Origin of the sequence: Shewanella sp. SM101, assembly GCF_025654465.1 — a bacterium.
In the GTDB taxonomy this organism is placed as follows: domain Bacteria; phylum Pseudomonadota; class Gammaproteobacteria; order Enterobacterales; family Shewanellaceae; genus Shewanella; species Shewanella oncorhynchi.
Genome location: NZ_JAKKRH010000013.1, coordinates 104267 through 118454 on the forward strand (window position 1 = coordinate 104267; position 14188 = coordinate 118454).

The window sequence follows — 14188 nt, forward strand, 5'->3', positions numbered from 1 at the left end:
TTTTATTTATATTTCAGTAAAAGAGATTAGCACAAAATCAACTTGTTATACTTACTTGTATCGAATGTTTCATCATTTTACAAATGCTATTTTGTGAGTCTCACGTTTTTACTTCACCAAGACGTGTGCGCCTTATATACTGTCGCACTTAACAGAACATTAGGATAAATTTTGGTGAAGTGGTTAAAACGTATTGTTATAGCACTATTCAGTCTAGCCCTTTTGGGCGTAGGCGCCATTGTGGCAGCATACTTTTATGTTTTGCCGGATTTACCGGATGTTTCAACACTAAAAAATGTGCAACTTCAAACACCTTTACGTATTTACAGTAGTGACGGCAAACTTATTTCTCAATTCGGTGAGAAACGTCGCATTCCACTAACGTTAGACGAAGTGCCAAAACCTCTGCTACAGGCGTTTATCGCAACCGAAGATGCCCGCTTTTATGAACATGGTGGTATAGACCCTGTTGGCGTGCTTCGCGCCGCATTAGTGATGTTGACCACTGGTGAGAAAAAGCAAGGTGCGAGTACGATTACCATGCAAGTCGCACGTAACTTCTTCTTAACCCGAGATAAGACTATTATTCGTAAAGTGAAGGAGATTTTTATCTCCTATCATATTGAAGAGTTACTCACCAAAGATGAAATTTTAGAGCTCTACGTAAACCGCATTTACTTAGGCCAACGGGCCTACGGTGTTGGGGCTGCTGCGCAAGTGTATTTCGGTAAAAACGTGCAGGAACTCAGCTTATCTGAACTGGCCGTTATTGCAGGCCTACCCAAGGCGCCCTCTACACTCAATCCAATCACGTCACCTTCGCGTGCATTAGCTCGCCGTAATGTCGTCCTCATGCGGATGAATGAAGTCGGCTACATCAGCCAAACCGAATACCAAGCGGCACTACAAGAGCAATTGGTAGCCAGATATCATGGCGCTGAAATTGATCTCTATGCCCCTTATATTTCTGAAATGGCTCGGGATTACATGGTACAGAAGTACGGTGAAGAAGAAGCCTATACCAATGGCTACAACGTCTATACGACTATCTCATCGGATCTACAACTTAAAGCTCAACAGGCACTGCGTAATAACGTCTATGCCTATGATGAACGCCATGGCTACCGTGGTCCTGCTGCCGTGTTGTGGACGGACGAAAAACCTGAATCTGCTCAAATCAAAACTGAACTAGCCAAGATTGCTTCAGTACAAGAATTGCAACCCGCCGCAGTCATCAGCATTGCAGATCAGCAAGCAAGTATAATGACCGCCAAAGGCGAAACTAAAGTCATTACTTGGGATGGATTGAAGTGGGCACGTAAGTTTATTACTGATAAGCGTCAAGGCAGTGTACCGAAATCAGCTTCTGACATACTCAAGGTCGGCGAGCGTATTTGGATCCGTGATAACGGCCAATATTTGCAACTATCGCAAGTACCAGAAGTCGCCAGCGCAACAGTATCACTCGACCCCAAAAATGGTGCTATTCGCACTTTAGTTGGTGGTTATAGCTTTAGCCAAAGCCAATACAACCGAGTGACTCAAGCGAAACGTCAATTAGGTTCGAATATTAAACCTTTCATCTATGCCGCAGCATTAGAGAAAGGCTTTACCTTAGCGACCCTCATAGACAATGCGCCAATTAATAAACCCGATATCAGCCAAGGCACTGCATGGCGCCCTAAAAACTCACCCGATATCTATGGAGGCCCCACTCGTTTACGTGTGGGTTTAGCGCAATCTATTAACGTTATGTCTGTGCGTGCAATGCGACATGTCGGACTCGACGAAACCATTGCTCAACTCGTTGAATTTGGTTTTGATCCTAACGACTTACCTCGCAACGAATCGATTGCATTAGGTTCGTCTTCAGTCACGCCATTGCAAGTGGTTACTGCATTTAACGTATTTGCTAACGGCGGTTTCTTACTCGAACCTTTCTATATTGATCGCGTAGAAGATGCTTACGGCAATGTTATCGAAAAAGCGAACCCTACATTGGCCTGTAAGCCTAGCCAAAGTCTTAACCAACCAGTTACACCGAGCGATCCTGTGGCGTTCAGCGTAAGTGGAGACTCTGGTGCTGAGCCTAGTGCACCTGTTGCGCAGTGTTTCGATCAAACCGGTCGCTACGCTCCGCAAATTATTTCAGAGCAAACGGCATTCCTCATTACCGAAGCACTGAAGAGCGTGATCTGGGGCGGCGGCGATTGGAGTAAAGGCACGGGTTGGCAAGGTACGGCTTGGCGCGCAGCAAAATTGATTAAGCGCCATGATATTGCAGGTAAAACGGGTACCACAAACGAATCGCGCGACACTTGGTTCAGTGGTTTTAGCCCAGTCATCACTAGCACTTTCTGGGTCGGTTTCGACGATCACGGTCGCCAACTGGGCAGAACCGCATGGAATGCAAACGGCGAAAAAGATCAGATAACTGGCGCCGAAGCGGGTGCGAAAACAGCAGGTCCAGGCTGGAACGAGTTTATGAACAGTGTCTTACAAGGCACTCCTGAGACAACCTCGATTCCGCCAGAAGGCATAGTTTCGGTACGCATTGATTTAGCGACGGGTAAACTTACTCGAAAAACCGACTATACCAGTGCGTTCGAGTACTTTATTTCAGGTACAGAGCCGAAGGAATACATCAGCGAAACTCAGGATGAAAACAATTTATTCATCGATGCACCAACCGATGATTTATTCCAATAAACAAATGCTAAAAATTCATTACCACTAATTGTGGCCCAATAAAAAACGCGACATTAGGTCGCGTTTTTTATTGGCTTGAATTGTGGATTTGAATAACTCGCTAACGTACTTTCTTGGCCGCAATCGCCTGCTGAATTTGTGGCAATGCAGTACCACCGAGCACGTCACGTTTCGCTAAACAAGCTTCAATAGTCAGGTTTGGATAGACATCATCTTCAATGATAGCGGCAAAAGTTTTTAATTCGGCCAAGGAGAAATCCTCAAGCGGAATTTGCTTCGCTATCGCAGCAACCACGACTTCACCCACAACATGGTGCGCCTCACGGAAAGGCATGCCTTTAGACACGAGATAATCCGCAAGCTCAGTAGAATTTGCATAACCTTGCTGTGCCGCTAACAGCGCATTAGGGCGATTGACCTTCAAACCTGACAACACTAACGCCGCCATATCGAGGCAAATTGCCCAACTATCGACCACGTCAAACAGGCCTTCTTTATCTTCCTGCATATCTTTGTTGTACGCCAAAGGTAGCGCTTTCATCGTAGTGAGAATGCCCACTAAGCTGCCATAAACCCGGCCAGTTTTGCCACGGATAAGCTCTAATGCGTCTGGATTTTTCTTCTGTGGCATCAGGGATGAACCCGAAGTTACTTCATCACTCAGGGAAATAAAATTTGCCTCACCCGAGTTAAAGAAGATCAGATCTTCGGCCATACGGCTCAAGTGCATCATGCTGATCGATGCCGTTGAGCAAAGTTCTACCACGTGGTCTCTGTCTGACACACTGTCTAAACTATTGAGCGTTGGCGAGGCAAAATTAAGCGCAGCAGCCAGTGCATGTCTATCTATTTTATAAGCAGTGCCTGCTAATGCTCCAGAACCTAATGGACAGGTATTCGCGCGAGTTAACGCATCGCTTAAACGGCTGATATCCCGCTCAGTCATTTCCACATACGCTAAACACCAGTGGCCAAATGTCACAGGTTGCGCGCGCTGCAAGTGAGTATAACCCGGCATTACCGCATCAAACTCACGTTCTGCCAACGCCAGTAATTCAGCATGTAAGCTGTGAAGGCGCGCGAGTAATGCTTTGCCTTCGGATTGACACCAAAGCTTTAAATCGGTGGCAACTTGATCGTTACGGCTACGACCAGTGTGCAATTTCTTACCGAGATCGCCCACTTTGGCAATCAAGGCCGACTCGACGAAACTGTGAATATCTTCGGCGCCCGAGGCAAGAATAATCGCCGGTTCGCCCTTTACTTCCACTAGTAAGTCATTAAGCGCTTTTTTCAAGTCGCGGCATTCAGTTGCCGAGATAATTCCCACGCTGGCGATCGCATCCGCCCAAGCAATGGAGCCGACCACATCCTGTTCGAACAAGCGATAATCCACAGGTAACGAATCGTTGAATAATTTGAATAGCGCGCTCGTTTCGCCCTGAAATCTTCCACCCCATAAAGCCATGCTAACTCCCCTTACTCACTGCTTATTTGAAATCGACTCATCTGAATCAAAAACTAAATCAAAACCTAAAAACAAAAAAGGGCGCTAGGCGCCCTTTTACACGACCTATTACTTAGACTTTACATCGTTAGCGTTGAGTGCGCGGATGCGGCTCGCCAATGAGTACAGGCGGATAAAGCCTTCGGCATGTTTTTGATCGTACACTTGATCTTCACCAAAGGTGGCAAACGCTTCAGAGTACAAGCTGTTAGGTGAACGTTTCTTCACTGCGCTCGCTTGGCCTTTGTAGAGTTTAACCACAACTTCACCGTTCACTGATTCAGCCAGTGACTCAGATGCTGCCAGCAATGACTTACACAGTGGCGTGAACCAACGGCCGTCATACACTAAATGCGCCATTTGTGCGGCAACTTGCTCACGCCAGTTACGGCTAGTCTTGTCGAGTACAAGCTCTTCAATCGCACGTAGTGCTGCGAACATCACAGTGCCGCCGGGTGTTTCGTAACAACCGCGAGACTTCATACCGACTAAACGGTTTTCGGTAATGTCGATACGACCCACACCGTGTGGCGCAGCAATGGCGTTTAATGTCATCAGTGCAGCATAAGGCGTTAGGGCTTCACCATTCACTTTAGTGATACGGCCATGTTCTACTTCTAGCGACACATATTCAGGCTTGTTCGGTGCATCTTCAGGATCGGCAGTCAGTGTCCATACGCCTTTGCTTGGCTCGTTCCATGGATCTTCTAACTCACCACCTTCATGGGAAATATGGAAAGCGTTGGCATCACGGCTATAGATTTTAGTCGCTGACGCTGACGTCTTGATGTCACGTTCAGCTAAATAGGCCAGTAGATCTTCACGGCTCTGCATAGTCCATTCACGCCATGGTGCAATCACTTTTAAATCAGGTGCTAATGCGGCGAAGCAACCTTCGAAACGCACTTGGTCGTTACCTTTGCCGGTACAACCGTGACACAGAGCATCGGCGCCCACTTTACGAGCCACTTCAACCTGCGCTTTAGCAATGATAGGACGCGCCATTGACGTACCGAGTAAATAAGTGCCTTCGTAAATCGCACCGCTCGCAATCGTTGGGTAGATATAGTCTTTAACGAATTCTTCTTTTAGATCGACGATATGACATTCAGAAGCACCTGAAGCTAAAGCTTTTTCAGTCAAGCCAACCAGCTCTTCTTCGCCTTGGCCGACGTCGGCGCAGAATGCGATGATTTCGCAGTTATCGTAGTTTTCTTTTAACCAAGGAATAATGGCAGAGGTATCTAGACCACCTGAATAGGCTAAAACCACTTTTTTCACGCCAGTATTTTTTATCTCGATAGACATCTTAAATTCCTATGACTCGTTTCTCTCAGGGAGAAAACAGGCTGCTAAACAGGGTTAATTTAACTAAATAAGGTTACCAGTACCGCATTTTGGGCATGCATCCGATTTTCGGCTTGTTGCAGAATTAAGGATCCTGCACCGTCCATCACTTCATCTGTTACTTCTACACCACGGTGGGCGGGCAAACAATGCATAAAGAAGTTAGCGCCCGCTTTCGCCATCAAAGCTTTGTTTACTTGGTATGGTGCAAACTTCGCTTTGATATCCGACAAAGGCGTTGGATCGCCCATTGAAATCCAAGTATCAGTATAAATAGCGTCGTGACCTTCAATCGCATCGATATCTGAGGTCAGCACTATCTTGCCGCCATATCGTTTGGCGAGCTCTTGCACTTCTGCCACTACGTAGCCATCAGGAAAGTGACCCGCAGGGCAGATCACTGTCATGGTGGCACCGAGAATAGCCGCACAGTACATCAGCGAGTTAGTGACATTATTACCATCACCAACATAAGCTAATTTAGCTTTACTGACATCCTCAAACTGCTCGGCGAGGGTTAAAAAGTCAGCTAAGGCTTGGCAAGGATGATAAAGATCCGACAGCGCATTGATCACGGGCACTGAGCCGAACTCGGCTAATTGTTCGATAGTGGTGTGTGAATAGGTTCTCGCCACAATTGCGTCGGCCCAACATGACAGGTTAGAAGCAAAGTCAGCAACCGATTCCCGTTTTCCCAGTTCACCATTTTGCTGGTCTAGGTATAAACAGTGGCCACCGAGCTTATTAATACCGATATCAAAGCTAACGCGTGTTCTAAGTGAGGGCTTTTCAAATAACATCACCACACTCTTGCCATCCAGCGCATGACGATACTCAGCCGGATTGGCTTTAATCGTTTTTGCCAAGGCAATTAGATCCTGTAACTGCTTCTGGGTTAAGTCTTTTATCGATAGTAAATGCTTCATAACCTACTCCACTTATGGTTGGATTTGTGTTCCTACGGCTTCACCTTTTGCTAATGCGATTAATTGGCTTGCATCACGCCACGAGGCAACTTGTACCGCCTGCCCCATCCACTGTGCGACTTCGAGCGCAGCTTCAACTTTGACCTTCATTCCTTTTTCGATCACACCTTGCTTAACAAGGTCTGCTATCTGCTTGCCATTTAAACTGTGGATGAGCTGGCCTTTACCATCAAGCACCCCAGAAACATCCGACAGTAGCACTAACTTGCCGCCCACTAATTTGGCTAATGCCGTTGCCGCTTGGTCTGCATTGACGTTAAGCATTTGGCCATCGTCCATCATGGCGATGGAGCTACAAATCGGCATCCAACCTTGCTCGAGGATAAACTTAAGATAAGTGCCATCGTTTGGTGTGACTTCGCCCACTAAGCCTAAACGCTCATCTTTAATCTTAGCCGAAACAGTATTGCCATCGGCGAGGCTCATGCCCACACTCACAATGCCAGCCTTAGTCGCTGCGCCTTGAAGGATTTTGTTCGAAGTGCCCGCAAGTGCGCCGGCAATAATCGGCATTTGCTCGGGCGGAGTCACACGTAAACCTTCTAACTTGACGGTTTCCATGCCGTTGGCTGCTAACTGCTCATCCACCAGACAGCCGCCGCCATGTACCATCAACACTTTCTGACCATTGGCTAACATAGCCGCAGCCGTATCCATCAATCGCGCCATCCCCATTTCACATTGCAGCAGCGCGCCGCCCACTTTAAGCACTAATACTGAGTTGTTTGTAGACATCTTGACGACTCTCTTAAATAAGGATGAACAATTAAAGGTTAAAATGAATCTTTATGCATTGCAGCGCTTGGCTTGCAGCACCTTTCATCAAGTTATCGATGGCACTGGCTACCACTAAGTAACCGCTATTCTCATCAAACTTCCAACCTAAGTGGCAGTTAGGTGTCAGCACCACATCGTCTACTTTCGGGAACTGATTGTGCTTCACGGTGACCAATGGCGCCTTGTCATACACGCTATAGGCCGCGGCCACATCGGCAGTCGTTGTGCCCGGTTTTAGCTGTACGGTAATGGTCGCTAAAATGCCACGCTTAAAGTTACCAAGGTGCGGGGTAAATATCACTTCTTGACCAAGCTGAGTGGCGATCTCGGGTTGATGTCTGTGGCCTAATACGCCGTAAGGTGTCAGGCTCACTTCACAAAAACTGGTGTGTAACTGCGCTTTACGGCCCGCCCCTGTTACGCCGCTCACGGCATTGATAACCGGATAAGCCGATGTCAGTAAACTCGCTAGCGGCTTTAAGGCAGTAAGTGATGCAGTTGGATAACAACCTGGCACGGCAATCATCTTAGTCGCAGCGATTTCTTTAGCGTTCCATTCGGCAAGGCCATACACGGCTTTGGCTAAAACTTCAGGATATTCATGCTCAAAGCCATACCACTTCGGATATTGCGCCACATCGCTAAAACGATAAGCACCGCTTAAATCGAATACCGCTAACCCTTGGCTATAAAACCAAGCCGCTAAATGCAGGCTCACCGAGTGCTCAGTCGCTAACACCACGGCATCGGCTTCGGCAACGATTTTTGCCTTAGCCTCATCGGTTAAGGGCGAGAGAGATAAAGAAATATGACTATAAACCGGATACAAATCCGCTAAAGGTTTACCTTTATCTAAACTGTTTTCAGAAACATACAAGCCCTGAATCGTCAATCCTGCTTCGGCATGGATTAAAGCTGTGAGCTGTGCGCCTGTGTAACCACTGGCACCAATAATGGCGATGTTTTTCATATGTATTTTATAAACCGAATCAAAGAAACTTAAAGAATAGATGAATAGCTTACACGCAACCGCGCATATCTATGATGACAAGACTATCGTCGCAGGAAATCGTAATAGGTTGTTATTTTATTCACTGTCAGGTTAATGCTTTGCATCATGATATTCGCTCTACAGGTCACAGAGGGTGACTCATCTCAACTGCTGGCTAGACTACCACAAAGATCTACTTATGCAATATATGTGAATATATATTTTTAATTTATTTTTGTTTTTCCTGTACACTCCTAAAGCTTAGCGCGCCGTTACTATTCAGCTAACTCGTTAATAATGCAGCTATCAGGGCTTAAATCCGTCCTTTTTATTAACAGCTAAGATACATAACCGCAAAGCTGAAAATGATGCACTTCATATTCACTTGCGCTAATTATCAAAAAATATTGCGTTAGTTCGCATATCTATTGAATATTCCTCAACAATTATTTGGATTGATTGCATATAAGATAAGTCAGTCGTATAAGTTATATGTTCCGCTGTTGACCATAGCCCCAAGTGATAGGTATTGTGCTAACGGGCTATATACCCAAGCTACCTGAAGATACGAGTTTCAGAGCGCCTAGGGTGCTTCAATTCAAGGCGCATCAATGAAAGAATGTCGGCCACCTTTTAAATTGATGCAACACGGAAGTGGAGTGCCCTAGGTGCTCCGTCCCGGCGGGTTTTAACGCACTTTATGCTGCGTTGGTTATTTTTAACTTAGCCCGCTAGGCCTGCAAATAACTGCCTTGCCTAAAGTGCGTTAAACTCCCGCTGAATCCTGCATCTTCAGGTTGTTTGGGTATATACACAGCGGATTTTTATGTTTTTCTATTCGGAGTAACTATGTCAGTAAACGCGGCAGACAATATGACAGATATGTATGCGTCATTAAGATCGAACGTGAGTATGTTAGGCCAAATCCTTGGCGATACTATGCGTACCCATCTTGGGGACTCTTTTCTTGAGAAGGTTGAACAGATCCGTAAGCTTGCCAAAGACTCACGCCGAGGCGATCAAGCCGCCAGAGAGCAAATGCTCGAGTTACTGACAGCTTTGCCAGACGAAGAATTAGTCCCTTTTGCAAAAGCTTTTAACCAATTTCTTAACTTAGCTAACTTATCCGAGCAATTTCATACTATTAGTCGTAATTGCGACGAACTTGTCTGCGTACCAGACCCAGTGGAACAACTCCTAGGCCGCATGCTCAATGGTCGTGTCGACCAAGCTAAAATGCTCGACTGTCTAAAAACACTGGATATCGATCTGGTGCTAACAGCGCACCCCACTGAAATTTCCCGTCGCACCCTGATCCAAAAATACGCCGCCATTGTCGACTGCTTAACAGAGCAAGAAAACGACCAACTGTCGGATAGAGAACGTCAACAGATCAATCTGCGCCTGCGCCAATTAATCGCGCAAATATGGCACACCAATGAGATCCGCCGCGAGCGCCCCACTCCAGTGGATGAAGCCCGCTGGGGATTATCCACCATTGAAGAGTCACTCTGGCATGCGGTGCCTGACTTCTTAAGACAACTTAACGACCGAGTGCAGCAACGCACAGGGCAGCAATTACCGATTGATATCGCGCCAGTGCGCTTTTCAAGCTGGATGGGCGGCGATCGCGATGGCAACCCGTTTGTTACCGCAAAAGTCACCCAAGAGGTGCTCGACCGTAACCGCCATGCTGCCGCCAGATTATTCTTAAAAGATATCGTGCTGCTGGTTGGCGAGCTGTCGATGGAAGAAGCCAATGATGAGTTAAAGGCTTATACCAATAACAGCTGCGAGCCATACCGCCATGTGCTGCGCTCACTTCGACAAAGACTGCGCGATACCATAGATTATTTAAATGCGCGCATCGAAGGCCACAATCCTGAAGTCGATAAGTCGAGCCTGATTTGGCAAGAAAGCGATCTCAAAGCGCCGTTAGAAATGCTCTATAAGAGTTTAACCGACTGCGGTATGCGCTTAATCGCTAACGGTTTATTGCTCGATATTCTCCGTCGTCTCGCCTGTTTTGGCATTCATATGCTCAGACTCGATATTCGCCAAGATGCCAGCCGTCACAGCGATGTGCTCGCCGAGTTAACCCGCTATCTCGGCATGGGTGATTTCAATCATTGGGATGAAACCGAGAAACAAGCCTTCTTATTACGAGAACTCAGCAACCGCCGTCCACTGATCCCAAGCAACTGGCAGCCGTCAGCCGATGTGGCCGAAGTGCTTAATACCTGTCGTTTAATTGCTAAACATCCAGCTAAAGCGCTTGGATCCTATGTGATTTCGATGGCGGGTAAACCATCGGATGTCTTAACGGTTTTACTGTTACTCAAAGAAACGGGCTGTTCGCATCCAATGCGCGTGGTGCCACTGTTTGAAACCTTAAGCGACTTAAACAACGCCGCGGCCTGTATCACCGATTTGCTCGATATTGACTGGTATCGTGGCTATACCAAAGGCATGCAAGAGGTCATGATTGGCTACTCTGACTCAGCTAAAGATGCCGGTGTTATGGCGGCGGCTTGGGCTCAGTATCACGCTCAAGAGCAGTTAGTGGCAGTCTGCAAACAAGCAGGCGTCAAGCTCACATTATTCCATGGCCGTGGTGGCAGCATTGGTCGCGGGGGCGGTCCTGCACACAAAGCGATTCTATCCCAACCACCAGGTTCGGTAGATGGCCGCATTCGCGTGACTGAGCAGGGCGAGATGATCCGCTTCAAGTTTGGCTTACCAAAACTCGCGGTTCAAAGCTTGGCCCTGTATACCTCGGCCGTATTGGAAGCAACCCTGTTACCACCGCCAGAGCCGAAGCAAGAATGGCGCAATTGCATGCAACGTATCGCAGAAGAATCAGTGGGTGCTTACCGTGGCATAGTGCGTGATGAACCTGATTTTGTGGCTTATTTCCGCGCGGCAACGCCAGAAGTGGAATTAGGAAAACTACCACTCGGCAGCCGCCCTGCCAAACGTCGTGTCGATGGTGGAATAGAAAGTCTGCGAGCCATTCCGTGGATCTTTGCTTGGTCGCAAAACCGTTTGATGTTACCCGCATGGCTTGGCGCCGGTGAAGCACTTCAAGCCGCCTGTGAACGCGGTGAAATGGGCTTACTGCAAGAGATGGAACGGGAATGGCCTTTCTTCAGCACTCGCATTTCAATGCTAGAAATGGTCTACGCCAAGGCGGAACCTAATTTGGCCCGCTACTACGAAACCTGTTTAGTACCTAAGGACTTACATCACTTAGGCGAAACCTTGCGCCAACGCTTAGATCTGGGCATTAAAGTCGTGCTTGAGCTGACAAAATCGGATAGTTTAATGGCGCATACACCGTGGAATCGCGAATCAGTTAAACTGCGAAATCCGTATATCGATCCATTAAACTTCTTACAAACCGAGCTATTAGCGCGGACACGTAAGGAAACAACCGAAACTCCTGCGTCTGAACATGTACAGTTAGCGCTAATGCTGACCATTGCAGGTGTGGCAGCGGGAATGAGAAACACTGGTTAATGAAAAAACTTTCCCGCACGATTTGCTTAGGGATCACTGTACTGCTTGGCGGCTGCGTCTCGCAGTACAGTATCAGCGAGCACGAAATGGAGCAGTACCTCAGTAAAGAGATCCATTTTGAGATAAAACAAGGCAATCAATTAGTTGGCGCAGAAGTGCGCATTAACGACATCAATGTCAGACTAGGTGCAAAACCTGACACTATGAGCGTAAGTGCCGCAACGCAAGTATCAATTAAGAATCCAATCTTTCCATTGAGTGCCAAACTCACTACGACTTTCGAAGCCAAGCCTTGGTATGACAGTGCAACGCACAGTGTCTATCTGCGCCAACTCGAATTAGTCAAAGTGGAATCAACGCCCAAGGATATTGAAAAAGCGATTAGCAGTGCCACGCCGCAGGTGATGGGTTATCTAAGGCAATTCTTAGAAAACCAGCCTGTGTATGTACTGGATACCAAGGACAGTAACCAAGCACTGATGGCAAAAATGACCGAAAGCATTCAAGTTGCCCCAGGCAAATTAGTGCTTAAGTTCACTAAATAATCTGCCATTTTTGTAGAAGTTAAAATGCTCCCTCGGGAGCATTTTTGTTGGCGGGCATAAACGGATATATACCCGTATAAGAGTTACTTACTGAATCGCCCAATCGACTGATAATCGACGATCACAGCTTCAGCTAAAAGCTCACGTCTTAGCATATCGTAAGCCACAGCAGCACTTAAACTGCGAACCAGATCCCGTGAACGTCTCGGTAGTTTAATCATCTGACTATAAACACCGCCGCGAGTTGCTAAAGCGATCGCCACAGTCCCCACAGGTTTCTCATCTGTGCCACCATCGGGCCCCGCAATTCCACTGGTTGCCAGTGCATAGTCACTATCTAAAATTTGCCTTGCCCCCTTAGCCATTTCTTCCACAGTCGCAATAGAGACAGCACCATGATCATCTAAGGTTGAAGGATTAACACCTAACACGCGAACTTTAGATTCATTACTGTAAGTCACTAATCCGTGCTGTAAGTAAGATGAACTGCCAGGGAAATCAACTAACTGACTGGTGATCATGCCGCCAGTGCAAGACTCGGCAACGCTTAAGGTCAAGCCTGAGTTAAGCAGCTTATAATGAATTTCTTCGGCAAGGGTGGCTTTATCTTCCGCCACAACCGCAGTACCCAGCACCATTTTGATGTGCCCAGCGACGCGAGGTAATACCGCAATCGCCTTCTCGCCACGGGCGAAAATCTTAATCTCAATATGCGGCATAGAAGAGCGGTAACCAATAGTAATGCCTTCTGGCAGCTCTAGCGGTTCTAACTTATCTGCCAAAGCGGACTCACCTTGGCCTATGGTCAATAGTTTCTTTAAGGCGACCTTAGCATCAAGGTTAAACTCTTCGCGAATAAAGGGCACAAACTGCTCTGTAACCATGTGCTTCAGCTCAAAAGGCACACCAGGCGTAAAGAATAACCAAGCGCGGTTAAGCTTAACTCTAAAACCACAAGCGGTTCCAACGGGGTTATCAACCATCACAGCTGAGGCTGGTAGCATAGCTTGCTTGAGATTACTTAAAGGCATTTCACGGTTATTACGGGTAAACCACTCCTCTAAACGCTCACGCCACTCCGCATTCTCAACCAATGGTTCGCCCTTCGCCTTCGCCATCGCTAAAGCAGACATATCATCACTTGTCGGCCCGAGACCACCATTAACGAGAATCACATCTGCATGTAAGCTACGTTCTTGGAAAACCGCAATCAGATCCTCAAGGCGATCGCCGACGGTTACTCGACGCTGGATCTCGACACCATGCTCCATCATAGTACTAGCAAACCAAGCGGCGTTGGTATCAACAATCTGTCCCGCCAACACCTCTTCCCCAGTGCAAATCATCTCTAACTTCATCTCAGATCCTTATCTACCCCAATAAATTAAAACATAAGGTAAGTAACCGCTTAACTAATAGCAATAGCTAGGCTCGATCGAGAACTAAGATCGCTGTAGCAAAATCGGAGCATTGACAAAATAACCGTACAAATAACCAACAACCATTACTTATTATTGATGTCATGAAGAGTGAAAGAGAGTGTTAAGGAGAGAAAAATAGGAGGAAAACTGACTAATACCAATTACATTAATTAACTGGTCAAAATTGTCCACGGTCTAGTACACAATTCTATCACTCTTGCTTTCTTCTCAATGAAGGTATTCCATGCGATAGAGCACTGTTCGACAATATCGTCATAACCACTAAAACAACGATTGGCCAACACATTTTGACGCAGCCATTGCCATACCTGCTCTATTGGATTCAACTCCGGTGAATAAGGTGGCAACTTGAGAAGCGTCAGATT

10 protein-coding genes are annotated in these 14188 nt (G+C 46.9%); 3 read left to right on the plus strand and 7 right to left on the minus strand.

All coding sequences use genetic code 11. The features are described from left to right. The first annotated feature begins 174 nt into the window (after window positions 1-174). Window positions 175-2709, plus strand: coding sequence for a penicillin-binding protein 1A (locus tag L5M38_RS09365; RefSeq protein WP_263168369.1), 2535 nt, complete (start codon window positions 175-177; stop codon window positions 2707-2709). A gap of 100 nt (window positions 2710-2809) precedes the next feature. On the opposite strand, the gene argH is transcribed toward L5M38_RS09365, so the two are convergent. From argH to argC, 5 genes are all read right to left on the minus strand, one after another. Further along, entirely contained in the window at window positions 2810-4177 is a 1368-nt protein-coding gene (argH, locus tag L5M38_RS09370) for an argininosuccinate lyase (RefSeq protein WP_263178926.1), read from the minus strand. Between the two features lie 108 nt (window positions 4178-4285). Beyond that, window positions 4286-5524: an argininosuccinate synthase gene (locus L5M38_RS09375; RefSeq protein ID WP_173248114.1), complete on the minus strand. Its 1239-nt coding sequence runs from the start codon at window positions 5522-5524 to the stop codon at window positions 4286-4288. A gap of 59 nt (window positions 5525-5583) precedes the next feature. After that, window positions 5584-6489 carry an ornithine carbamoyltransferase gene (locus L5M38_RS09380; protein ID WP_219251823.1) on the minus strand — a complete coding sequence of 302 codons (906 nt, stop codon included), beginning with the start codon at window positions 6487-6489 and terminating at the stop codon, window positions 5584-5586. Between the two features lie 12 nt (window positions 6490-6501). Continuing rightward, window positions 6502-7284, minus strand: a complete 783-nt coding sequence (gene argB, locus L5M38_RS09385) for an acetylglutamate kinase (RefSeq protein ID WP_219254164.1) — start codon at window positions 7282-7284, stop codon at window positions 6502-6504. A gap of 31 nt (window positions 7285-7315) precedes the next feature. Continuing rightward, the gene (argC, locus tag L5M38_RS09390) at window positions 7316-8296 is read right to left on the minus strand and encodes an N-acetyl-gamma-glutamyl-phosphate reductase (protein WP_263178927.1); all 981 of its coding nucleotides are present in this window, start codon (window positions 8294-8296) and stop codon (window positions 7316-7318) included. Window positions 8297-9166: 870 nt separating this feature from the next. On the opposite strand from argC, the gene ppc reads away from it, so the two are divergent. Both ppc and L5M38_RS09400 read left to right on the plus strand, forming a co-directional pair. Next, the gene (gene ppc / locus L5M38_RS09395) at window positions 9167-11836 is read left to right on the plus strand and encodes a phosphoenolpyruvate carboxylase (protein ID WP_263178928.1); all 2670 of its coding nucleotides are present in this window, start codon (window positions 9167-9169) and stop codon (window positions 11834-11836) included. After that, window positions 11836-12381, plus strand: a complete 546-nt coding sequence (locus tag L5M38_RS09400; protein WP_261273266.1) for a DUF1439 domain-containing protein — start codon at window positions 11836-11838, stop codon at window positions 12379-12381. The genes ppc and L5M38_RS09400 overlap by 1 nt, the downstream gene beginning before the upstream one ends. Before the next feature lie 83 nt (window positions 12382-12464). Here L5M38_RS09400 and L5M38_RS09405 read toward each other — a convergent pair whose 3' ends face one another. Both L5M38_RS09405 and L5M38_RS09410 read right to left on the minus strand, forming a co-directional pair. Then, complete coding sequence (locus L5M38_RS09405; RefSeq protein WP_219251827.1) at window positions 12465-13739, minus strand: CinA family nicotinamide mononucleotide deamidase-related protein; 1275 nt, start codon at window positions 13737-13739, stop codon at window positions 12465-12467. A 233-nt stretch (window positions 13740-13972) separates the two neighbouring features. Further along, window positions 13973-14188, minus strand: a 216-nt coding sequence (locus tag L5M38_RS09410; RefSeq protein WP_263178929.1) for a transposase, incomplete at its 5' end; no start/stop codon positions are given.

Bases quoted from the DNA above. Each gene is read 5' to 3' on its own strand.
- argH (WP_263178926.1), bottom strand. From the start codon at position 4,177: ATGGCTTTATGGGGTGGAAGATTTCAGGGCGAAACGAGCGCGCTATTC.
- L5M38_RS09375 (WP_173248114.1), bottom strand. From the start codon at position 5,524: ATGTCTATCGAGATAAAAAATACTGGCGTGAAAAAAGTGGTTTTAGCC.
- L5M38_RS09380 (WP_219251823.1), bottom strand. From the start codon at position 6,489: ATGAAGCATTTACTATCGATAAAAGACTTAACCCAGAAGCAGTTACAG.
- argB (WP_219254164.1), bottom strand. From the start codon at position 7,284: ATGTCTACAAACAACTCAGTATTAGTGCTTAAAGTGGGCGGCGCGCTG.
- argC (WP_263178927.1), bottom strand. From the start codon at position 8,296: ATGAAAAACATCGCCATTATTGGTGCCAGTGGTTACACAGGCGCACAG.
- ppc (WP_263178928.1), top strand. From the start codon at position 9,167: ATGTCAGTAAACGCGGCAGACAATATGACAGATATGTATGCGTCATTA.
- L5M38_RS09400 (WP_261273266.1), top strand. From the start codon at position 11,836: ATGAAAAAACTTTCCCGCACGATTTGCTTAGGGATCACTGTACTGCTT.
- L5M38_RS09405 (WP_219251827.1), bottom strand. From the start codon at position 13,739: ATGAAGTTAGAGATGATTTGCACTGGGGAAGAGGTGTTGGCGGGACAG.